The 22234-nt window shown below is 40.9% G+C and carries 17 protein-coding genes and 1 rRNA gene; 15 read left to right on the top strand and 3 right to left on the bottom strand.

Annotated features, from left to right (window positions below; all coding sequences use genetic code 11):
* The 11 genes from BLS24_RS10735 to BLS24_RS10685 all read left to right on the top strand — a co-directional run.
* Nucleotides 1-202: ribosomal RNA gene (locus BLS24_RS10735) — 23S ribosomal RNA — on the top strand; the annotation flags it as partial.
* A gap of 348 nt (nucleotides 203-550) precedes the next feature.
* Complete coding sequence (locus BLS24_RS10730; RefSeq protein ID WP_091758906.1) at nucleotides 551-1456, top strand: chemotaxis protein; 906 nt, start codon at nucleotides 551-553, stop codon at nucleotides 1454-1456.
* A 106-nt stretch (nucleotides 1457-1562) separates the two neighbouring features.
* A complete protein-coding gene (locus BLS24_RS10725) occupies nucleotides 1563-2378 on the top strand; it encodes a hypothetical protein (protein ID WP_091758904.1) in 816 nt (271 codons plus the stop codon).
* Nucleotides 2375-4696 (top strand): midas domain-containing protein, encoded by a 2322-nt coding sequence (locus BLS24_RS15150; protein WP_143015168.1) that lies wholly within the window; start codon nucleotides 2375-2377, stop codon nucleotides 4694-4696. Before BLS24_RS10725 ends, BLS24_RS15150 begins: the two co-directional genes overlap by 4 nt.
* A 50-nt stretch (nucleotides 4697-4746) precedes the next feature.
* Nucleotides 4747-5364: an imidazole glycerol phosphate synthase subunit HisH gene (gene hisH, locus BLS24_RS10715; RefSeq protein WP_091758902.1), complete on the top strand. Its 618-nt coding sequence runs from the start codon at nucleotides 4747-4749 to the stop codon at nucleotides 5362-5364.
* A gap of 12 nt (nucleotides 5365-5376) precedes the next feature.
* Entirely contained in the window at nucleotides 5377-6138 is a 762-nt protein-coding gene (gene hisF, locus BLS24_RS10710; protein ID WP_091758900.1) for an imidazole glycerol phosphate synthase subunit HisF, read from the top strand.
* A 6-nt stretch (nucleotides 6139-6144) separates the two neighbouring features.
* Complete coding sequence (locus BLS24_RS10705) at nucleotides 6145-6822, top strand: uracil-DNA glycosylase (protein ID WP_091758898.1); 678 nt, start codon at nucleotides 6145-6147, stop codon at nucleotides 6820-6822.
* 83 nt (nucleotides 6823-6905) lie between these two features.
* Nucleotides 6906-8195, top strand: a complete 1290-nt coding sequence (locus BLS24_RS10700) for a diaminopimelate decarboxylase (protein WP_091758896.1) — start codon at nucleotides 6906-6908, stop codon at nucleotides 8193-8195.
* 20 nt (nucleotides 8196-8215) lie between these two features.
* On the top strand, nucleotides 8216-9967 hold the full coding sequence (locus BLS24_RS10695) for a DUF6020 family protein (protein WP_143015167.1): 1752 nt from the start codon (nucleotides 8216-8218) through the stop codon (nucleotides 9965-9967).
* Nucleotides 9968-10053: 86 nt separating this feature from the next.
* Nucleotides 10054-10947 (top strand): tyrosine-type recombinase/integrase, encoded by an 894-nt coding sequence (locus BLS24_RS10690; RefSeq protein WP_091758892.1) that lies wholly within the window; start codon nucleotides 10054-10056, stop codon nucleotides 10945-10947.
* A 19-nt stretch (nucleotides 10948-10966) separates the two neighbouring features.
* A complete protein-coding gene (locus tag BLS24_RS10685) occupies nucleotides 10967-12277 on the top strand; it encodes an aspartate aminotransferase type Ic (protein ID WP_091758890.1) in 1311 nt (436 codons plus the stop codon).
* A 63-nt stretch (nucleotides 12278-12340) separates the two neighbouring features.
* On the opposite strand, the gene BLS24_RS10680 is transcribed toward BLS24_RS10685, so the two are convergent.
* Nucleotides 12341-13369: a 3-deoxy-7-phosphoheptulonate synthase gene (locus tag BLS24_RS10680; protein ID WP_091758888.1), complete on the bottom strand. Its 1029-nt coding sequence runs from the start codon at nucleotides 13367-13369 to the stop codon at nucleotides 12341-12343.
* Nucleotides 13370-13455: 86 nt separating this feature from the next.
* Entirely contained in the window at nucleotides 13456-15342 is a 1887-nt protein-coding gene (locus tag BLS24_RS10675) for a TaqI-like C-terminal specificity domain-containing protein (protein ID WP_176764416.1), read from the bottom strand.
* Between the two features lie 85 nt (nucleotides 15343-15427).
* Between BLS24_RS10675 and BLS24_RS10670 the strand changes: the two genes are divergently transcribed.
* Nucleotides 15428-16534 carry a cation diffusion facilitator family transporter gene (locus tag BLS24_RS10670; RefSeq protein ID WP_091758884.1) on the top strand — a complete coding sequence of 369 codons (1107 nt, stop codon included), beginning with the start codon at nucleotides 15428-15430 and terminating at the stop codon, nucleotides 16532-16534.
* Here the strand turns inward: BLS24_RS10670 and BLS24_RS10665 are convergent.
* On the bottom strand, nucleotides 16531-17844 hold the full coding sequence (locus tag BLS24_RS10665; protein ID WP_176764415.1) for a putative bifunctional diguanylate cyclase/phosphodiesterase: 1314 nt from the start codon (nucleotides 17842-17844) through the stop codon (nucleotides 16531-16533). The two genes, BLS24_RS10670 and BLS24_RS10665, sit on opposite strands and share 4 nt — an antisense overlap.
* A gap of 217 nt (nucleotides 17845-18061) precedes the next feature.
* Here BLS24_RS10665 and pbp4b point away from each other — a divergent pair, with 217 nt between their 5' ends.
* From pbp4b to BLS24_RS10650, 3 genes are read left to right on the top strand one after another with little or no spacing between them, the layout of a single operon-like run.
* On the top strand, nucleotides 18062-19741 hold the full coding sequence (gene pbp4b / locus BLS24_RS10660) for a penicillin binding protein PBP4B (protein ID WP_091758880.1): 1680 nt from the start codon (nucleotides 18062-18064) through the stop codon (nucleotides 19739-19741).
* Nucleotides 19710-20354, top strand: a complete 645-nt coding sequence (locus BLS24_RS10655) for a C39 family peptidase (protein WP_091758878.1) — start codon at nucleotides 19710-19712, stop codon at nucleotides 20352-20354. The genes pbp4b and BLS24_RS10655 overlap by 32 nt, the downstream gene beginning before the upstream one ends.
* Complete coding sequence (locus tag BLS24_RS10650) at nucleotides 20351-22183, top strand: C1 family peptidase (protein ID WP_091758876.1); 1833 nt, start codon at nucleotides 20351-20353, stop codon at nucleotides 22181-22183. The genes BLS24_RS10655 and BLS24_RS10650 overlap by 4 nt, the downstream gene beginning before the upstream one ends.
* Nucleotides 22184-22234 lie beyond the last annotated feature (51 nt).

Below are 22234 nucleotides of genomic sequence, written 5' to 3'. Positions count from 1 at the left end.
CATCGCCAGATGCATAAGGCTGGGTAGCCACGTCCGGAAGGGATAAACGCTGAAGGCATCTAAGCGTGAAGCCCCCCTCAAGATGAGATATCCCTGCTTCGGCAGTAAGACCCCTTGGAGAGTACGAGGTTAGATAGGCACAAGGTGTAAGCACGGTAACGTGTTCAGCTGATGTGTACTAATAGGTCGAGGGCTTATCCAAACTAGGAGAACTTGATGAGGTTTTACCGAATCTAGTTCGAGTGTTGTTCTGGCGAGACTATGAAATAGTCGAGAGCAGAACTTCCGATTAGTATAGAAGATATGGATTTAGATATCAGTGTTCGGTTTTGAAGATACAAATTTGAATAAATAATTTGAAATATAAAAAACTTATTAATGAATTCTTAAAAGACGGTCAAATGCCCGTCTTTTTTGTTTTTGTATATTTATTTTCAGAAAATTATGCTATACTAAATAAAGATATTCAATAATTATTCTTAATCGGTTTTACGGTAGTTATGCTAATAGGATATCGTTAAATAATTTTCTTATTACGTGAGGTGAGAGAATGGAATCAAAGATTCTGCTTGAAAATGGAACGAATGAATTAGAAGTCCTTGAATTTAAGATTGATGATCACTGCTATGGTATCAACGTAGCCAAGATCAAAGAAATTATTGTGTATCAGGAGGTTACTCCTGTTCCTAATGCTCATCCAAGTATTGAAGGCATATTTATGCCTCGTGATACAATGATCACCGCTATTGACCTTAGAAACTGCTTACAGAGAGGTGCTTCTAAGCCAGGTGGACTCTTCATTATCACAAACTTTAATAAGTTAGATATTGCATTCCATGTAGATTCTGTAGTTGGTATTCACAGAGTATCATGGGCTGATATTATTAAACCTAATGCTACAATTTCAAAGGCTGAGGAGAGTATCTCAACTGGTATCATCAAGTTTGAAAATCAGCTGATCATCATTCTCGACTTTGAGAAGATCGTATCAGATATCAATCCTAATACTGGTCTTAATATGGATGCTCTTGCAGATATCGGAGCTCGTCCTAGAAATGAAGTTCCTATTGTTCTTGCAGAAGATTCACAGCTTCTTAATAAGCTTATTGTAGATTCTTTGAATAAAGCCGGTTATAATAACGTAAGACACTTTGAAAATGGTAAGCTTGCGTACGATTACATCAAGGCTTGTAAAGATAGAGGCGAACTCAATAACATCAAGTGTATCATCACTGATATTGAGATGCCTATCATGGATGGTCATAGACTTACAAAGCTCGTAAAGAGCGACGATGCTACCAAGGATATTCCACTTATCATCTTCTCATCACTGGTTAATGAAGAAATGAGAAGAAAGGGTGAATCCTTAGGAGCAGACAGACAGTTGTCTAAACCAGAAATTGGAAATCTTGTAAGCGTAATAGATGAGCTTGTTAATGCTTCGGATGCGAGCTGATATTAACTGACTTTAACTCCCTTTGCCTCAGTTATGGAAACTAGCTTTCAATGACTGTTAAGACAAAGGGAGTATTTTAATATTGGCATAATTGGTAGGTGTTTTAATGAGTAAATCTTTAGTAGAAATGGTGGAGTCATCAGACCAGATCGTTATAGGAATTGGTGACGAATGGAATTGGGTCAGAAGAGGAATCAAAAGTGACCCAAGGTATGAGCAGCTCATAAACTTGTGTAGTGATGAAGAGTATAAGTGGCTCTTACCAATAGTTGAATTTGAATATGCATATTACAATTCTGATTCCAGAATTGAAGAAGCTTATAGACTTCTTAGAAAATTAGTTGGAGACAAAAAATATTTTCTTGTTTGCGACACAGTCTTTCAGGATGCGCTTTTATACGGCTTTGACCCAGCAAAAAGCGTGTATCCATGCGGTAATCTGATGTACTTACAGACACCAGATCTTAATGATCCGCTAATATTTTCAGAAAAATCTATTGAATTTATGCAACTTGTTGCCGATATACATGATATCATTAGTATAGGCGGAATAATTGATGATACTAAGACCTTTGTAAAGCCATTTCAGGATGGTAAGGAATTGTATCTGAATCAGAAACGAAAAGAGTATAGCAACATAGCCTATAATGAGACGGCATATATGGAAAATTGGGATGTGTACAAGAAATTTTTGACACATACTCTTAATTCTAAGCTACTTATATTGGAACTTGGAGTAGGACTTGATTATCCTACTGTAGTTAGATGGCCTTTTGAGAAGATAGCATTTGTGAACAATAAGGCTCATCTTGTAAGAGTGCATGAAAAACTATACCATCATACGCCTGAAATAGAAGCTAAGACAGATTCTATCCCGATGAATTCAGTCGACTATATTTTGCAGGAGTGTAAGGGGTTATGAATTCTAACAACGAGGAATATCTCGACAGCCTGTTAAGTTCAGCGCAGTCAAATAATGATAATCCGCAGTCTGCTCTCAGTAGGATGTCAGGCAAAGGAAGATCATCCTCCTCTACATTGCCAGAAAATGGCGGTGCAGGGGATATTGGTGCGCTTGTAAATAATTCAAACGGTTCAAATGAGGACTTAGCAGAGATTGGAAGTATCCTTAATAAATTAGATAATGACGAGCTTTTAGATGACAGCATGGCAGATCTTTTAGAAGATATCGAGAAAAAGACTGACCCTGGTATTCCAAAGTTCACTGTTGGTAATGTTCCATCTAGTAACGATGTAAGAGATCCAGAGGAAATCGCCCTTGATGAAGCTATAGCTGATGCAGAGAGGATGGATGCTGAGATTCAAAGCGGCAAGTTTGACCAGGAACCTGAGCCAGTTAAAGAGGCTCCAGAGCCTGCTCCTGTAGTTGAACCAGACATTCCTATCATAGATGAATCTCAGGAGAATGACTCTTTTTTAGAGATGGCTCCGGAGGAAGCTATTCCGGAAGATGATAGTTCGCAGCTGGGAAAAGAGACTGATTCGGACGCAGATCAGACTCCTGAAGAGATCCTGACTGACCTTTTAGATGAAGAAGACGCAAGTAGTCTGGTAGTTCCAGAAGAAAATACAGAAGATAGCTTAAGCAATCTCCTTGATAACATCCAGGACGAAGAAGTTAAGGAAGAACAGGGAGAGGGGCCCACAAACGAAGAACCAGTACTTATGGAAGGAAGCGATGAAGAAAGAGAAAAAGTCGCTCCTGAAGAGATAGACCTTGGAAATATCGATGATCTTTCACTTGATGATCTAGAGGCAGATATTGATAGTTCGATTGTAGAAGAAGGCGCATCAGACGGAGCTTTAGAAGATGCAATTTCAGAAGAGGTTGCACCTGATACTGCAGGTGATTCTGAATTTGACGATCTTCTTTCTGATATGGAATCTCTCATTGGAGGAGATGAAGCTACTGAGGAAGCGGCAGGGGAGCCTTCAGAACCAGATAGTATTGCTCTTGAAGAAACTGTAGAAGAAGCTGAGCCAGCACAGGAGCCTGCTAAAACAGAGGCATCTGGTGAAGATGAACTTGACCTTGGGGACTTGGAAGCTAGTCTTGATGACCTCCTTGGTGGCGAAGCTGCAGATTCTAGCTCAACAGATGGCGAAGTTGCTGATATAGAAGATAGTACTGAAAGTAGAGAAGGTGAAGGCGGAGAATCAGAGAGCGATATTTCAATCCCTGATCTTGATGCTCTTATGAATAGCCTTGCCAATGATGAAGTAGAGGATATTGAGAATACAGCTCATCTTGATGAAGAAGCTGGTAGACCTGAGGATTCTGAGATCCCAAAGGAAGACATATTAGAAGCCCTTACAGAAGTAGAAGACCTAGAAGGAGCTATGGAGCCATCTTTAGATGACCTTGCAGCTCTTGAAGATAGATCACTTGATGAAGAACCTGATGACGAAGAGGACTCTAAACCAAAGAAACGCAAGAAGGAAGGCTTTTTTGCCAGACTGTTAAAGGCTCTTACTCAGGAAGATGAAGATGTTGGTACAGAAGGACTTGCAGGTCTTACTGATGAGAACCAGCAGGTATTAAATGAACTTGGCGGCGAAGATGGCAAGCCAGCCAAGAAAAAGAAAGAAAAGAAAGAGAAAAAACCAAAGAAGGAAAAGCCACCAAAGGAGAAGAAGCCAAAGGAGAAGAAACCTCCTAAGCCAAAGAAAGAGAAAAAGCCAAAGAAAGAACCAGAGCCAAGTGTTCCAGAAAAGGCAATCTCTCCAAAGAAGATCTCAATCTGCTTCATCTTTGCGGCTAGCCTTGGAATTTTGTTCTGTATTCCTGCTTTTGTTTTACCAGAGAGGATCGCATATACAAGAGCTGAGAATGCATATTCACGCAGAGAATATACAACAGCTTACAAGATGTTCTATGGAAAAGAACTCACATCAGAGCAGAATGTTATGTATGAGCAATCCAGAGTTTTGGCTTGGTCAGAGCGCTATCTGTCAGGATATCAGAACTACATGGCCATGAACATGAAAGAAGAAGCACTTGATATGCTGCTGATGGCAATGCGCAACAAGGAAGATATGATAGAAGAAGCACAAAACTATGGTGTTGAAATTCAAGTCCAGAGCGTGTACGATAGTATAGAATCGGTGCTTTCAGACAGCTATGGTCTTTCTGCCGCAGATATAGAGGAGATAAACTCTATCAAGAAAGAAAGAGAATATACTATCAGGCTCATGGAAATTGTAGGTACACTTGAATGATAAACTTGCAATAAGGCATCGAAATGGTATGAGAGGAGTTTTGGTGCCGAATGGTTGCAATTATCGATTATGATGCTGGCAATATCAAAAGTGTTGAGAAAGCATTCAAGTACCTTGGAGCAGACACAGTAGTTACAAGAGACGCCAAAGAGATCTTAAGGGCAGATAGAGTAGTTCTTCCCGGAGTTGGTGCTTTTGGCGATGCGATGCGTAAATTAAATGAATATGGTCTTGCTGATGTAATTAAAGAAGTTACAAACAAGCAGACACCATTTCTAGGAATATGCCTGGGACTTCAGCTTCTGTTTGATTCAAGCGATGAATCAAAGGATGCAGAGGGCCTGGGCATTTTGCGTGGTAAAATAGTTAAATTCCCAAACACAGATGACAAGGGTAATTACTATAAGGTTCCACAGATTGGCTGGAATAACTTAAATTTCCCTAGAGAAGGAAGACTCTTTAAGGGCCTTGGCTCAGATGCATTTGTGTACTTCGTTCACTCATATTATCTCGATGCTGCAGATAAGAGTATCGTAACAGCAACTAGTGACTATTCAGTAAGAATAGATGCATCCGTTGAATCTGGAAACGTCTTTGCTTGCCAGTTCCATCCTGAGAAGAGCGCAGACGTTGGAATGCAGATACTTACTAACTTTATGCAGGTATAAAGAGGTGAATCTATGCTGACAAAAAGAATTATCCCTTGCCTTGATGTTAATAACGGCAGGGTTGTAAAAGGAATAAATTTCGTAGATCTTAAGGACGCTGGAGATCCAGTTTCTGTAGGCGAGGCATATTCAAAGGCCGGAGCTGATGAGCTAGTTTTCCTTGATATCACAGCCTCCAATGAGCGCAGAGCAACCGTAACAGAGATGGTAAGAGAAGTTGCCAAAAAAGTCTTCATTCCATTTACTGTTGGAGGCGGAATCAGAAGCTGCGACGACGTCAAGGCAATCCTAAGAGAAGGCGCAGATAAGGTAGCAATCAACTCAGCTGCCATTGATAGACCAGAACTTGTTAGAGAAGCTGCTGACAAGTTCGGAAGTCAGTGCGTAGTAGTTGCTATCGATGCCAAGAAAAGAGAAGACGGCACAGGCTGGAATATCTTTAAGCATGGCGGAAGGATCGATACAGGAATAGATGCCATAGAATGGGCCAAAAAAGTCACAGACCTTGGAGCAGGTGAGATCCTTCTTACCAGCATGGACTGCGATGGCACCAAGAATGGCTATGATATTGAACTTACAAGGAAGGTTGCAGAAGCTGTTGACGTACCTGTTATCGCATCAGGCGGAGCAGGAGAGCTTTCTCACTTCTATGACGCCCTTGCAGATGGTAAGGCTGATGCGGTTTTGGCAGCATCTCTTTTCCACTACAAGGAACTTGAAATCAATCAGGTAAAAGAATATTTGAAAGAAAAAGGAGTGTCTGTAAGACTCTAAAAAGCTATGGCAATGATCTCAAATGACTGGCTCCCTGCACTGCAAGAGGAGTTCCACAAAGACTATTACAAAAAACTCTTTACTTTTGTAAAGGACGAATATAGTAAGCACGTGGTCTATCCACCATCAGAGGACATTTTCAATGCCCTTCACCTGACACCACTTAAGGATGTAAAGGTGCTGATCCTAGGACAGGACCCATACCATGAACCAGGTCAGGCTCACGGACTGTCTTTTTCTGTGCTTCCAGAAAAGGCAGATACACCACCATCACTTGTTAATATCTACAAGGAATTAAATGACGACCTTGGGCTTTATATACCAAATAATGGATACCTCAAGAAGTGGGCGGATCAGGGAGTTCTTTTATTAAATACCGTATTAACAGTTAGGGCGCACCAGGCCAATTCTCATAAGGGAAAAGGCTGGGAGCAGTTCACAGACGCCATCATAAGAGCTGTAAATGAGCAGGATAGACCTGTAGTTTACATGCTTTGGGGTAAGCCAGCTCAGAACAAAAAAGTCATGCTTAATAATCCAAAACATCTGATCCTAGAAGCTCCACATCCAAGCCCTCTTTCAGCATATAGAGGCTTCTTTGGATGCAAACACTTTAGCAAATGCAATGAATTTCTGGTACAGAACGGCCTTGAGCCAATCGATTGGCAAATTGAAAATATTTAGCAATTTTTTCTCTTGCATTTTTATACATTACCATGTTAAAGTGATTTGAATGCAATTTAATTGTAGTTTGGAGGATAGAGGATATTATGAAAAAACCATTTGTAACCAAAGCTCAGATTGAAGAGATCGTAAAAAAATACCCTACACCATTCCACATTTATGATGAAAAGGGAATCATCGAAAATGCCAAGGCAGTACATGACGCCTTCTCATGGAATAAGGGGTTCAAAGAATATTTCGCAGTAAAAGCTAATCCTAATCCTGTTCTTTTAGATATCTTGAGAAGTGTTGGATGCGGATTTGACTGCTCATCCAAGACAGAGCTCATGTTAAGTAGTGCTGTAGGAGCAAGTGGTGAAGAGATAATGTTCTCATCCAATGACACTCCAGCTGATGAGTATGTTTACGCAGACAAGATAAACGCTATCATCAACCTTGATGATTTCACACATATTGAATTTTTAGAGAAGACAATCGGCAAGATTCCAGAGACTATTTCTTGCAGATACAATCCAGGCGGAGTTTTCCAGATGAGTAACGGAATCATGGATAACCCTGGAGATGCCAAGTACGGAATGACCAAGGATCAGCTCATTGAAGGCTTCAAGATCTTGAAGGAAAAAGGAGCTAAGAGATTTGGAATCCATGCTTTCCTTGCTAGTAATACAGTAACCAACGAGTACTACCCACAGCTTGCTGGTCAGCTCTTTGAACTGGCTGTAGAGCTCAAGGAAAAGACAGGTGCTCATATCACATTCATCAATCTCTCAGGCGGCGTAGGAATACCTTACAAGCCAGATCAGACAGGCAATGATATCGCAGAGATCGGTAAGGGTGTTCACGAGCAGTACGACAAGATCCTTGTGCCAGCAGGAATGGACGACGTAGCAATCTACACTGAGATGGGAAGATTCATGATGGCACCTTACGGAGCCCTTGTTACAAAGGCTATCCATGAGAAGCACATCTACAAAGAGTACATAGGTGTTGATGCCTGTGCTGTTAACCTCATGAGACCAGCTATGTACGGCGCTTACCACCACATCACAGTTCTTGGAAAAGAGAATGCGCCACTTGATCATGTTTATGACGTAACAGGATCTCTTTGTGAGAACAACGATAAATTCGCCATTGAAAGAAGCCTTCCTGAAATTGAAAAAGGAGATTATCTCTTTATTCATGATACAGGTGCACACGGCTACGCAATGGGTTATAATTACAATGGAAAATTAAAAAGCGCAGAGCTTTTATTAAAGCAAGATGGTTCAGTTGAACTTATCAGAAGGGCAGAGACACCAAAGGACTATTTTGCAACACTTGATTGTCTTTCAGTTTCAGCTAAACTTAATAAGATAATCGACGAAGAAAAATGATAGATAAGTGAGGGGAAGTAGTGTATCTAGCCTTTTTTGCTTGTTGGATGATTCAGCTTTTAGTAGGAATTACCGTTAGAAATCCTCTAACGGTAGTTCTTTTTGTATGCCTTTATTTGCTAGGTAAAAAAGCTGATTCCTACACTTACAAGCTTTCAAACCTTAAGAATATCGGGATCATCATATCCCTTATTTTTTCGGGAGTATTTACCTTTGTATTTAGGAAAAGAGTTACAGAAGCCTTTACAAGCGCAGTCTTTAAGCTCCTTGCTGTAATGATCTTGTTTGTGGGAGCATTTAGCTTATTTTTTATAATCTACAAGTATCTGATATCTCTTTTTATCAAGGATAAAGAGCTGGGAGAGATCAAAGAAAACTCTAAGCTCACAAAGATAAGAGAACGCTATTATGAGCTCATAGATAGCCCAAAGAAAGTGTTTATCATTACCTTTGTACTTTGCCTCATAGGGTGGCTTCCATACTTCCTGTACGAGTTTCCTGGCATCATGACAGCAGATTCCCTCGTTCAGTTTGAGCAGATCACAGGAGTCAGAGACTATTCAAATCATCACCCTGTGGCTCATACTCTTTTGATAAAACTCTTTCATAGTATAGGAAGGCTCTTTACAGAGGATAGGAGCGTAGCCATAAGCTTCTATACTGTATTTCAAGAGCTATTCTTTGCTACGTGCCTTGCTACCGGCGTTAGAAAGGTAAGAGAACTACTTGATAGAGAAGGCTTTATTCTTGAAGTCATCAGCATCTTATTTTTTGCATTTGTGCCATTTAACGCAGTATTTGCAGTTACGATCTGGAAGGACATCCCATTTGCAACCATCACAATACTCCTTGTTTGCCACGTGATCACCATGCAAAAGAAATCTGAAGCACAAATAAAAGACTTTGTTATAATGGCAGTTCTTGGCATATTATTTGCACTCTTTAGATCAAATGCGTGGTATGCCTTCATTCTATGGACACCAATATTCATCTATACATTTAGAAAAGATCTCGTAAAAGCCATCATAACTATGACCGTAGTCTCTGTAACAGTTGCGGCAATAAAAGGCCCAGTTATGGACAGCCTTGGAGTAGGTAAGCCTGATTTTGTGGAGTCCTTATCTGTTCCAACAGCCCAGATTGCAAGAGTACTTGTTAATGATAGAAAGCTCACACCCAAGCAGCAGGAACTTATAGATAACTGCATTGATACAACCTATATTCACGAGCTCTACGCACCAGATTATGCTGATAATATCAAAGAGCTTGTAAGAGCAGGAAACGTAGAGTATTTGGAGACTCACAAGGGAGACTATCTTAAACTCTGGGCAGAGCTTGGAGCTTTGTATTTCCCTGACTATGTAGCAGCCTGGTACGACCTTCTTGGTGGCTACATTTATCCTGACTTTGCCTATAGTGTTGGAGATATAGATGGAATCATGACTAACGAAATGGACCTAGTCTGGAAGCCACAGATAGGCGGCAAGATAGTAGTTAAGTCAAAAGAGATACTGATAAAGCTTGGAGATTTCGTTCCGATTTATGGAATGATGTGGAGCATAGGAACTTACTTCTGGTTCCTTGTAGTTACGCTTATTATCTGCATCAGAAAAAAAATCTCGCACCTTGAGTCATGGCTTTTACTTCTCATGATGGGAACCCTTTTAATAGCAGCACCAAATCTTGAGTTTAGATATGCCTATTCACTTGTTTTGATCTGGCCAATTCTAATTGCAAAAGCTAAAGGCAAAAAAACTGTAAAAATGGCTTGATTGCTAGGGATTTCTGTAGTATCATAACTAAAGTGCATATTTGTATACAATTATCCAATGATGTGAAATATCAGAGACGGTGAGTTATGAGAAAGCAGATATCAGAATTTGTAGATTACTTACAAAAAGTGAAGAAAACGTCACATAACACCTGCCTGTCCTACAAACGTGATCTTGAGAGGCTTGCTGATTACATGAGCAGCCGCGGCGTTTTAGATGTAACACAGATCACTGAGGACAAGCTTTCTGATTATGCTGCAAGTCTAAAGGAAGAGCAGTTCGCTGCCTCCTCCATCACAAGACACTTTACTTCTATCAAAGCTTTTTTCCGTTATCTAGAAGAGAATGGCAATATATCTGAGAATCCATCAGATGTGCTTAAGAGTCCCAAAGTTGAAAAGCTGCCACCTCGAGTTCTCACAACAATCGAAATTGAAGAGTTATTGTCTCAGGACTTTGGTTCAGATGCCAAAGGCATCAGAGACAAGGCAATACTTGAGCTTCTCTATGCCACTGGACTCAAGGCAACGGAGATGATAAGCCTCAAACTGTCCAATATTGATCTGGCTCTTGCATGCGTGCGCTTACCAATGGCTACAGGGATCAATAAGGAAAGGCTCATTCCCTATGGCAAAAAAGCCAAGGACGCCCTTCAGGACTATTTATTATATGCACGTAAAGAACTGCTTGGTGATTTTCAGGATGATGAAACAGTATTCTTAAACTGTAACGGCTCATCCCTTAGTAGGCAGGGACTATGGAAACTTATAAAGTCATATGTGTATAAAGCAGGCATTAAGTCTGACATAACTTTATTTACACTTAGACATTCTTTTGCTTCCCATCTGGTAGAAAATGGTACAGATCTTGCGGCAGTGCAGGAGATGATGGGATATTCAGACAGCAATACGATTTCTCGTTATGTTACCAAAACTAAAAAAGCTAATGACCCATTCGAATGGGCTCGTATAAGAAATTGAGTTAAAGAGGAGATATGAAATGCCTGAAGTTCAAAATGTCACAAAAAAGTATGCTGAGATGAACAAGGAAGAGCTTGGAAAGGAGCTTGTGAAACTCAAGGCTGAGTACAAAAAGTACCAGGAAATGGAATTGTCACTTAATATGGCAAGAGGAAAGCCTTGTAGAGAGCAGCTCGATCTGTCAATGGGAATGATGGATACACTTAGCTCAGATGCTGATCTTTCATGTGAGGATGGCACAGATTGCCGTAACTATGGCGTTCTTGACGGAATCAGAGAGGCAAAGGTTCTCATTGGAGCAATGATGGAGAACAAGCCAGAGAATATCATCATCTATGGCAATTCTTCTTTGAATGTCATGTACGATACAGTTTCAAGAGCATATACACACGGTGTTATGGGCAATACACCATGGTGCAAGCTCGACAAGGTTAAGTTCCTTTGTCCTGTACCTGGATATGACAGACATTTTGCGATCACAGAGTACTTTGGAATTGAGATGATCCCAGTACAGATGACACCTACAGGACCAGACATGGATGAAGTAGAAAGACTCGTAGCAAGTGATGAGTCCATCAAAGGTATCTGGTGCGTTCCTAAGTATTCAAACCCTCAGGGATATTCATATTCAGACGAAACAGTTAGACGTTTTGCACGTCTCCGCCCAGCAGCTAGAGACTTCCGTATCTTCTGGGATAACGCATATGGTATTCACCACCTCTATGATGATGATCAGGATTATCTCATCGAGATCTTGGAGGAGTGCAAGAAGGCAGGAAGCCCTGATCTTGTATATAAGTTCTCATCAACATCCAAGATCACCTTCCCAGGAAGTGGAATAGCAGCCATTGCTACATCACTTAATAACCTTGAAGAGATCAAGACTCAGCTAAGCTATCAGACAATCGGTCACGATAAGGTTAATCAGCTAAGGCACGTTCGCTTCTTTGGCGATCTTAACGGCATGAAGGAGCACATGAGAAAGCATGCGGCTATCATCAGACCTAAGTTTGAGGCAGTTTTAAATGCTCTTGAGAGAGACTTAAAGCCATGCGGAATCGGAAGCTGGACCAATCCAAAGGGAGGATACTTCATCAGCTTTGATGCTCCAGAAGGATGCGCTAAGGCCATCGTAGACAGAGCCAAGAAAGCAGGCGTTACAATGACAGGAGCAGGAGCAACTTACCCATATGGTAAGGACCCTCACGACAGCAATATCCGTATTGCTCCTACATTCCCTTCAGTAACTGATCTCAAGCTTGCAATGGACATCTTCACAGTTTGTGTAAGACTTGTAGCAGTAGATAAGATGTTAAAAGAAATGAATTAAGAATTTTAGGCATAATAATAGGCCGGTTCACCAAGAACCGGCCATAATTTTTGTATTAAACTATCAGGCAAGATCTGCCATTTCAAGGAGAAGTCTTTCTGTATCGTTCCAACCAAGACATGGATCTGTGATGGACTTACCATAGATTCCCTCGCCAATCTTCTGATTGCCTTCCTCGATGTAGCTCTCGATCATAACACCCTTAACAAGATTCTTGATATCATTGTTGAGGTTTCTGGAGTGAAGAACCTCTTTTACGATTCTCACCTGCTCCTTGTACTGCTTGTTTGAGTTGTTGTGGTTAGCATCAATGATAGCAGCAGGATTGATGATCTCTCTCTGTTCATAGAGCTTAAGGAGAAGATTAAGATCCTCGTAGTGGTAATTAGGAATTGACTGACCATGCTTGTTGCTAGAACCTCTAAGTACGCAGTGTGCAAGAGGATTACCATTGGTCTTAACTTCGTAGCCTCTGTAAACAAAAGAGTGTGACTGCTGAGCAGCATATACTGAATTGAGCATTACACTAAATGTGCCGCTTGTAGGATTCTTCATACCAGCTGGTACGTCAAAACCACTAGCTGTCATTCGATGTTCCTGATCCTCTACAGATCTGGCACCGATTGCCACGTAGGAGAGGATATCAGCTACATAACCCCAGTTCTCAGGGTAGAGCATCTCATCAGCTGCTGTAAGGCCTGATTCCTCAATAGCCTTGATCTGCATATGTCTCATTGCAACAAGACCAGCATGGAAATCTGTCTTGCCCTCTGGATCAGGCTGAGAAGTGATTCCCTTGTATCCTTCACCAGTTGTACGAGGCTTGTTGGTATAGATTCTAGGAATAAGGATAAGCTTGTCCTTAACCTTGTCGTTTAACTTACCAAGTCTGCTAACGTAGTCACAAACAGCTTCTTCATTGTCTGCTGAACAAGGGCCAACAATTACAAGGAACTTGTCGCTCTTACCTGTAAATACGTCAGAGATCTCTTTATCGCGCTGCGCCTTTATTTTAGCCAGCTCCTTAGTAAGAGGGAACTCATCTCTTATCTCTTCAGGAGTTGGAAGCTTTTGAATGTATTCGAATGACATTTCATTTTCCTCCAGATATAAATTTACATTGTCATACTATAGCACTTTAAACCGCAAAAGTAAACCAAATAAATAACCAATTTTTATCAAGTATTCTCAAGTTCATTGGCAGAAATACCATATAACTCAAGGATCCTGCTGTTAAGAAGTTTAACTTTTGCGCTATTTTGTGCAGTATCTAAAACAATCTCCCTTGCTAGCTCTGAGATTTTAGTCTCGGTCTCATGGTCGCAGCAAGCAATAGGAAGGTCTTCAATAGCAGATCTAAGGACCTTTACGCTCTTATACGTATGCCTGTAATAAAAGCTCATAACAGGCGAATTGAGGATTGCCATAATATAAAGAGCGCTATAATCAGGTACTTTTGGGATGACAATATTTGCACTGTTTAAAGTTAACGTGCACTTATTATCATAGGCAAATACCGGCTCATTTGCAATAAATTTATAGATGAGTTTTTCCTTGGCACGGTAGTATTTTACTGGCGCTACCTGCTGGAATTTGTCTGGGGTAAAAGAAATATAGCTACCCGGCTCGTCAGCATAGTATTTATGGATATCTTTGCCCTTAAGGATGCCCTCATAGCCTGTTTTTTCTGTATCAGTTAAAAAAGCTTTATTAGAGCCTGTAACTATACCAAGAGCAAAGTCCGCCTTATCCTTTAAGGTAAAGTGCTGAGCACTTCTGATCTTTTTTAGAACCTCGTATTCCTCATTGTTTGCAAGTATATGGAAGCTCTGCTTACCAATCCTATCTGAAGGAACAGAGTAGGAGTCCACAAGAAAAAGACTAGCTCTTTTCTTTTGATACTTGTAAACATCTATATCATGCGTACTAATCTTTTTGCTTGAAGTCCTGGACAGCGTCAGGATAATGCATGGACACTGAACCTTTTCAAATATCTCATTAAGATAGTGGATATTCTGAACATGAGATTTACCAAGGATAACTGTTCTGATATCCTCATGGAAGTCCGCATCTAACAAGGTCTCTGGAAGGACAAAAGAGATGCTTCCAGACTTTGATACCACCTTAAGAGCCTTCTCGATAAATAAAGAAAAAGACTCAGGCTTGCCGCTTGTTTGGGCTGATAAATACAGCTCTTTTAACCTTCCAGATTCATCAGAGCTATAGCCATAGCCCCAAGGCGGGTTACCAAGAAGTATATCGCAGGAAGGCGCATTATCAGAAAAGATAAAGTCCCTAACTACGATGTTCTTTTTGATGATATCAAGGGTATCTAGGTCCTTAACGCCGTATTTCATGGCAAGATTGATCCTTGTTAATCTAACTGCGATCTCGTCGATGTCAGAGCCGTAAACCGCTGATAAAGGATGATCATCAGGAAGTCTTAATAGGAAATTGCCAGTTCCGCAGGCCGGGTCAAATACCGATCTGCCTGCAATATCTATAGAGCCAACCAGCGTATCTACCGCAAAGAAAGGGGTGTAGTAGGAGCCGCTTTTCTTTTTATCAGAAAGCCTTCTAAGGGATAGGTACAAAAGTCCCAGAGTATCTTCGCCCTTAATATATTTAAGTGGAAATAGATCCAAAAGCTCGCTGTCAAGGGCTTTATTGGCTTCTAGAGATAGCTCTTTTACCACCGTCTTATTAGTTAGAGCCTTATTCAAAAGAGCATTAGAATACAAGGTCAGAACTGAATAAAGATCGAAGCCCTTGCCTGAAAGATGCTCTATAAGCGCCTTGACGGTTTTGAGATTAACTGACTTTGGATCAATGTAGACATTTGGAACATAGTTAGAATTGTGGAGACTCTTGTTGCGGCGACTCTGAAGTAGACCAGATCCAGCCAGGTCCCCTGAGAAGCTGTTAAAAGAGGTTTCATCTATATAGTAGCGACCATTGGACTTTGTGGCCGATAGCCTTCCTAGCTTGATCCAGTTAAGGACTGTAGCCGGTGAAACGCCCATGATATCGCCTGCTTGTCTTGGAGTTAGATTTTTTGTCTTCATAAGGTTATTATCTTTGCTTGCTAGATTATTTGCAAGCAATTTATGGTATGATATAAGTGAATTTGCGAAGGAATCGAGGTAAAAAATGGACAGAACAAAACAGATAGTAAAAACAAGTATCGTAGGCATCATAGCAAATATTTTTTTAGCTGGATTTAAAGCTTTTGTAGGCGTTTTGACAAGTTCAGTAGCTATCACACTGGATGCAGTCAACAATTTAAGCGATGCCTTATCATCGATCATCACCATCGTCGGAACCAAGCTCGCAGACAAAGAGCCTGACAAGAAGCATCCCTTCGGATATGGAAGGATCGAGTATCTGTCAGCCATGGTGATAGGTTTCATCATCCTGTACGCAGGTATCACTTCATTTATAGAATCAGTTCAGAAGATCCTAAGGCCCGTAACACCTGAGTACGGTGCAGTTTCACTTATTATCATCACAGTAGCTATCTTTGTTAAGGTATTCCTTGGACTATATACCAAGAAAAATGGTGAGAAGCTAGACTCAGATTCACTTATAGCTTCAGGTAAGGACGCCCTTAACGATTCACTTATTTCATCATCAACACTCCTTGCAGCCATTATCTTCATCTTAACAGGAGTCAGCATTGAAGCCTTTGTAGGTATCCTTATTTCAATACTCATCATCAAGACAGGCTTTGAGAGCCTTCATGAGACAGTAAGTGCAACCCTTGGAGAGAGAATACCTTCAGATATTTCCAAGGCTATCAAGAAGTCCATCACATCTTTTCCAGAGATAGAGGGAGCTTACGACCTTGTAGTTCATAACTATGGCAAAGAGACTCTTATAGGCTCAGTTCATATTCAGGTGCCACAGACTCTCACAGCATTAGAGCTTGACTCACTTGAAAGAAAGGTAGTTGACAAAGTCTTCATGGATACAGGCGTTACCATCACTGGTATCAGCATATATTCAGCTAACATCAATGATAGCGAAGCTACAGAAATGAAAAAGAAGATCGTAGAGATCATCGGAGAGTATCAGTATATTCTTCAGATGCACGGTTTTTTCAAGGATGATGAGAAAAAGCTCCTTAAGTTTGATATAGTCATTGACTACGACGCACCTCAGAAGAAAGCCCTTAGGGATGAAGTTTCTAAGAGGGTAAAAGAGCTTTATCCAGAGTATGACAACTACATTTCAATAGACTACGCAGTATCTGATTAACATGAGTACTTAAGGAGCGATTCAAAGTCCTTAGTACTAAGCGGTTTTGAAAAATAATAGCCCTGAATAGCATCGCAACCTGCATTCTTTAAAAGAAGATACTGCTTGGAATTCTCAACGCCTTCAGCAATAACAGTAAGATTAAGAAGTTTGGCTATTTCCAGAATGCACTCAAGAAGATTCATTTCCTTGTTGTTTTCTGCAATTCCCTTGATAAAGCCAATGTCCAGCTTAAGAGCATTAAGTGGAAGAGTGGTGAGCATGTTAAAAGAAGAATAGCCCTTACCAAAGTCATCCATTTCAACCTTAAATCCGGCATCCTGCAGCTCTTTTACCACCTTGACGATCTGCTCAACATTCTCAGTATAGGCGGTCTCTGTAATCTCAAGATGAAGATCCTTGGGATCAATGTGGTACTCGCTTACAGTCTTCTTAAGGTAATCAATAAGGTCATTGTCAAAAATATCGATCCTGGACACATTCACAGAAAATGGAATATTAACACCGTAGGTCTGTCTCCATTTGTGCATCTGCTTGGCAGCTTCATGCCAAACGTAGCGGTCAAGCTGTCTGATAAGGCCGTTCTGCTCAAATAATGGGATAAAGAAATCTGGCTTAACCTCGCCAAACTCAGGATGATCCCATCTGATAAGGACCTCAGCACTAGACATTGTAGGTTTGTCGCACTGTATATCATATTTTGGCTGGAATACCAGCTTGAACTGATTCTCATTCAAAGCATCGTTGATACTGTCAAGGAGCATAGCTTCGTAGAGCTCCTTGCGATGCATATTGTCATCATAGATAGCGTAAGTAGCAGAGTGCTTGTTCTTGCTAGCTGAGTTGCAGGCCTGAATAGCTCTGTCAAAGCGCTGACGGATAGTAGCCACCCTTTTTAGATCAGGATAGATACCAATCCTGATGCGGATATCAGGAGTATTCATCAGCGACTGAAGTACGTCACAGACCTGGTCTGTAAGAAATGAGTAGCTCTCCTGATGTCTTATGTACATATAAAAAATATCTGCGTCATAGCGGCAGGCTATTCCCTCATGTTCATTAGCCGCCTTCTGGACGCAGTCTGCAATGGCGCACAGAACTCTGTCGCCAAAATTTCGACCATATAATTCATTTATAAGGTGGAATTTGTTGTAATTAAGAACGATGGCATCAACGCCCTCTTCGGGGTGGAGCCTGTCATAATCATCTGCTGCACTAAAGAACTGATCTCTAGATAGAAGACCAGTTAATGGGTCAAGGTCGCTGTGCCTTGCTAATTCATGGCTAGGTCTAAATTTGCTTTTGAACATTTTTAGGCTTTTAGTCATCGCTTTACCCAACTACTCCTTTAGTAATGTGACTTTTAGAATTAATTAAATTATACATACAATACAAACAAAAAACACAAAGTTCGCAGAAAAATCACAATTATAATATAATTTTGACAAATATAACAAAAATTATGATTGAGAAGTTAGTACTAATAGATGATAAAATGAATAGAGACTTAACAATTGGGGTGTAACATTGAAAAGAAAAAGTTTGGCTCTGTTACTGAGTTTATTAACAATATTAAATCTTGTTTCATGTAAAAATAACGCTGAGGAAAGTGAAATTTTATATGAAGATATTGAGGTTTCTCCTAAGATAGAAGCTTCTATCGATGATAGTACTAAGCAAAGTAACAAGGAAGAAAAACAGGAAAAAGTAGATAAGATATCTTTATATGAATCTAAATATGAGGAAGCTGGAATACGAAAAGAATCCTTGGAACTCATAGAAGATATCATAAATTCTGACATTGAAAACGGCTTTACCAGCACTCAGATAGCAGTTATGAAGGACGGAGAGCTTGTATTTGAGGATAGCTTTGGACTTTTAAATAGCTATGATCAAAATGGCCAGCGCTTAACAGGTGGAGACATGGTAACTAGCGATACCATGTATGACCTAGCCTCCATTTCCAAGATGATAGGCGTAAATTACCCACTTCAAAAGCTCTTTTCAGAAGGAAAGATCAGCCTAGATGACAAGGTAACTGACTATCTTGGGGATGAGTTCGTCGATGATACTATCTTCATAGCATACGAGGGAGGCGAAGCAAAGGACCTAGAGACCATCAAGACTTGGAAAAAGAATCTTACTATAAAACAGCTCCTTCTTCATAGAGGAGGCTTTCCAGCTTCTCCCAAGTACTTTAACCCTTACGTTGACCAGACCAAGCAGGAATACAATCCTGAGATGGAAAATGAGCTCTTTTCATCATATGCTGGGGATGAGGCGGCCAAAGAAGCTACTATCAAAGCCATAAATAAGACGCCTCTCATGTACGAGCCAGGAACCAAGACCGTTTACTCAGATGTAGACTACATGATCCTAGGTGTGATCGTTGAAAAGGTAAGTGGAAAGAGTCTTGATCAGTACCTTAAGGATGAATTTGCAGGGCCATTGGGACTTACGAGAGTAACCTACAATCCGCTCCAGAACGGCTTCACACAGGAAGACTGCGCTGCAACTGAATTAAACGGCAATACCAGAGATGGATACGTTAATTTTGAAGGAATCCGCAAATATACTATATGGGGCGAAGTTCACGACGAGACAGCCTACTACTGTATGGGCGGCGTTTCTGGACATGCAGGTATTTTTGCAAGCGCTACGGACCTAGCCAAACTTGGAAATCTCATGATAGATGGAAGTTACGCCGGCAAGACCTATTTTACAAAGGAAGCAATCGATACCTTTTTGTCATCAGAGTATAGCGGCGATAATACCTGGGGCCTTGGCTGGTGGAAGCAGGGAAGCCAGAAAAGAGCAAAGTACTTTGGAAGCCTTTGTAGCAGTAATACCTTTGGACATCAGGGCTGGACAGGAACGCTTCTCATGGTAGATCCAGAGGAAAGGCTTGTCATAGCTCTTTTGACAAATAAGATAAATTCGCCTGTTACGGACATAGAGGCCAATCCTAATAAGTTCGATGGAAACTGGTATACAACGGCAGGTCTTGGGTTTGCCCCTGAGATAATTTATACTGGAATGGGGACAGATGAAGATATAACTGACACGCTCCTTGAATTCTGTGATAAGCTTATTACAGAGGCTGAGGGGAAGGTCAAGGACAGCTACGATGAAGATCACCCCGCAAGACTTAACTTAAAGAGCAAGAAAGAAGTTTATGAAAAAGCAAGCATACGGTGGAATAAGTAATATATCCAAGTATCTTTTGGAAAAATATGGTGATAAGCCAGTAATGGTCAAAAGAGGAAGGCCAATCGTCATGAACAGCCAGTCTATGGAGACCATAAGCGGCAGACGCACCAGAAACTGCTCAGTTGTGGCAGTTACGAGAGTACTTGATTTTTATCGAAGAACTGGAGCGGTCACAGGCGTTCCAGAAAATATACAGGAAACCTACAAGGTAGTAGAAGAGATCGCAGAGTGCTACGGCTACACAGACAAAAGAGGCACCGTTCCATTTTTTATCTCAGGTATAGCTAGGGAAGCCTTTGGAGAGTACGGCGCCAAGGTCAGATGCAAGGGCGTGTACGTTTGGAGCTTTGAAAAGCAGGTGGTAGACGAGATATCCCATGGAAGGCCTGTTATCATGAATATAGCAAGAGGCTTTTATAAGGACCACACCATCGTGGTTGTAGGCTATAGCATCTGGCGAGTTGGAGACAAGCTCTATCCTATGCTACGGGTTATCGACGGCTGGAAGAGTGGCTATCACTACATAGATTATGAGGCTTTTGCAAAAGACATATCGCAGTCAATATTTGGTTCTTTTAACACGATTCATGTAAAAGAGGGCAAAAAGTGAAGAAAAAGAGATTGGTGCTAGTCTTAGTACTGGCGGGGGCAATTGCATTAGCGCTTATTGTGGCTATTATCTTTACGAATCATAATTCCGTTCAGACAGGTAATCCCTCAAGAAGAGATGAAAGCGGGCAGAATCTATCTGACGACGATCTTCTAGCAGTTGATGGAAGCGAGAACTTTGCCGATCCCTCCAATAGCCCTATCTATTCATCTGAGGGTAAATCTGCGCCACTTCTTGAAGGCTCCATTATAGGAGAAGCCAATAATCCAATCTCAGAAAATGTTGAAACAGTTAGAAGGATAGTGATTCCTGAGGCTGTTACAATATTTGACGGCGACAACGTGGGCTTTTACGCCAACGAAGACTTTAAGGATGTGATTCCATCAGATGTATCAAGCTTTTCAGATACTGATCTTCCGGCTCAGTACGATTCCAGAAACTACGAAGGCAAATGCTACGTTACAGAAGTAGAAGATCAGGGCTATACATATCTTTGCTGGTCCTATGCCGCAATTGGTGCCATAGAATCAGATATCTTGAAGCACTACGCAGATATTTCCTATAAAGACCTTGATCTATCGGAGAAGCACCTTGCCTATTACAATGTTCATAAGCAGGAAGATACAGTAAATAACGGTATCAAGGATGATTATAGAGAACTAGTTAATGCTGACAATGTAGAAGGAGCCTGGATCTTTGACTATGACACCAACTACGTGGCAGTTGGTGGCGTCAATGATTTTTGCATCAGCCTTTTGACAGCCTGGAAGGGTCCCGTTACAGAAGCCGATAATGACGCATTTCAGGCAATTTACGGTTCAGAGTATTTGTTCAAGAACAACACTTCACTTCCTTCAAATGCCTATAATAGCGAGTATCACATTCAGGATGTCATAGAAGTATGCGCATCTGAAGAAAATATAAGCCTTGTAAAGCAGATGGTCATGGAGCACGGCGCAGCATCTATTGGTGTAAACGCAGACAGCAAGTTCTGGTCCAAGAATAAGGGAAGCCTTTATTCATACTTTGATGGCAAGACTCCGCCAACAGCCAATCACGAGGTTTTAATAGTTGGCTGGGATGATGAATATAGTGCTTCTAACTTTAGCCATAGACCCAAGGCTGACGGAGCCTGGATCTGCAAGAATAGTTGGGGAGAGGTTTCGGGAAAAGACGGATATTTTTATCTGTCTTATTACGACGAGACCGCAGGTATCAGTAATGCAGCGGCTTATTCAGCAGTAAGGCCTGGTGCAAAGGGCTGGTATGACAATAACTATCAGGTGGCAGGCTTTATTACTAATGTGTCTAGCACTCTTGATGATGCTGAAAACTATGTAGTTATTTATTCAAGCTCCAAGAACCCTTACGGAGTAATATATGAAGCAAAGGGAAACGAGAGTCTAAAAGCCTTTGGACTTATGGCAATAGATTCTTACCAGCAATACGAAGTAGAGATTTATTTAAATCCAGTTATGGATGACGACAAGCTAAGCTTTTCTGACCTGGGAGAGCCTTTCTATACACAGAAGGTCTCAGCTATAGGCGGCGGGTATCACACCTTTGACCTTTCAAGGAGCATTAGCCTTGAGGCAGGAGATAAGTTCTTTATACTGATAAAACCTGCAACTAGCGGTCGCCTTGTTATGGAAGAGGCAGGGGATACAGTCTCACAGGCTAACTATGACGAATGGAATAATCTAACAGGTAACTTCCACAATTATTACACTGCAAGTGGGCAGAGTTATTACATTTCCGATGATGGGAATGCCATGGAAGCGCAGTCTGACAAGGATTTCTTCATTAAGGCATATACGACAAATGGATAACTAATTATTAAAAATCTATAAATTTTATTTGATTTTTATAAACAGTTATGA

The organism is Butyrivibrio sp. INlla18 (assembly GCF_900103635.1).
In the GTDB taxonomy this organism is placed as follows: domain Bacteria; phylum Bacillota; class Clostridia; order Lachnospirales; family Lachnospiraceae; genus Butyrivibrio.
This window is presented reverse-complemented; position numbering and strand designations above follow the sequence as displayed.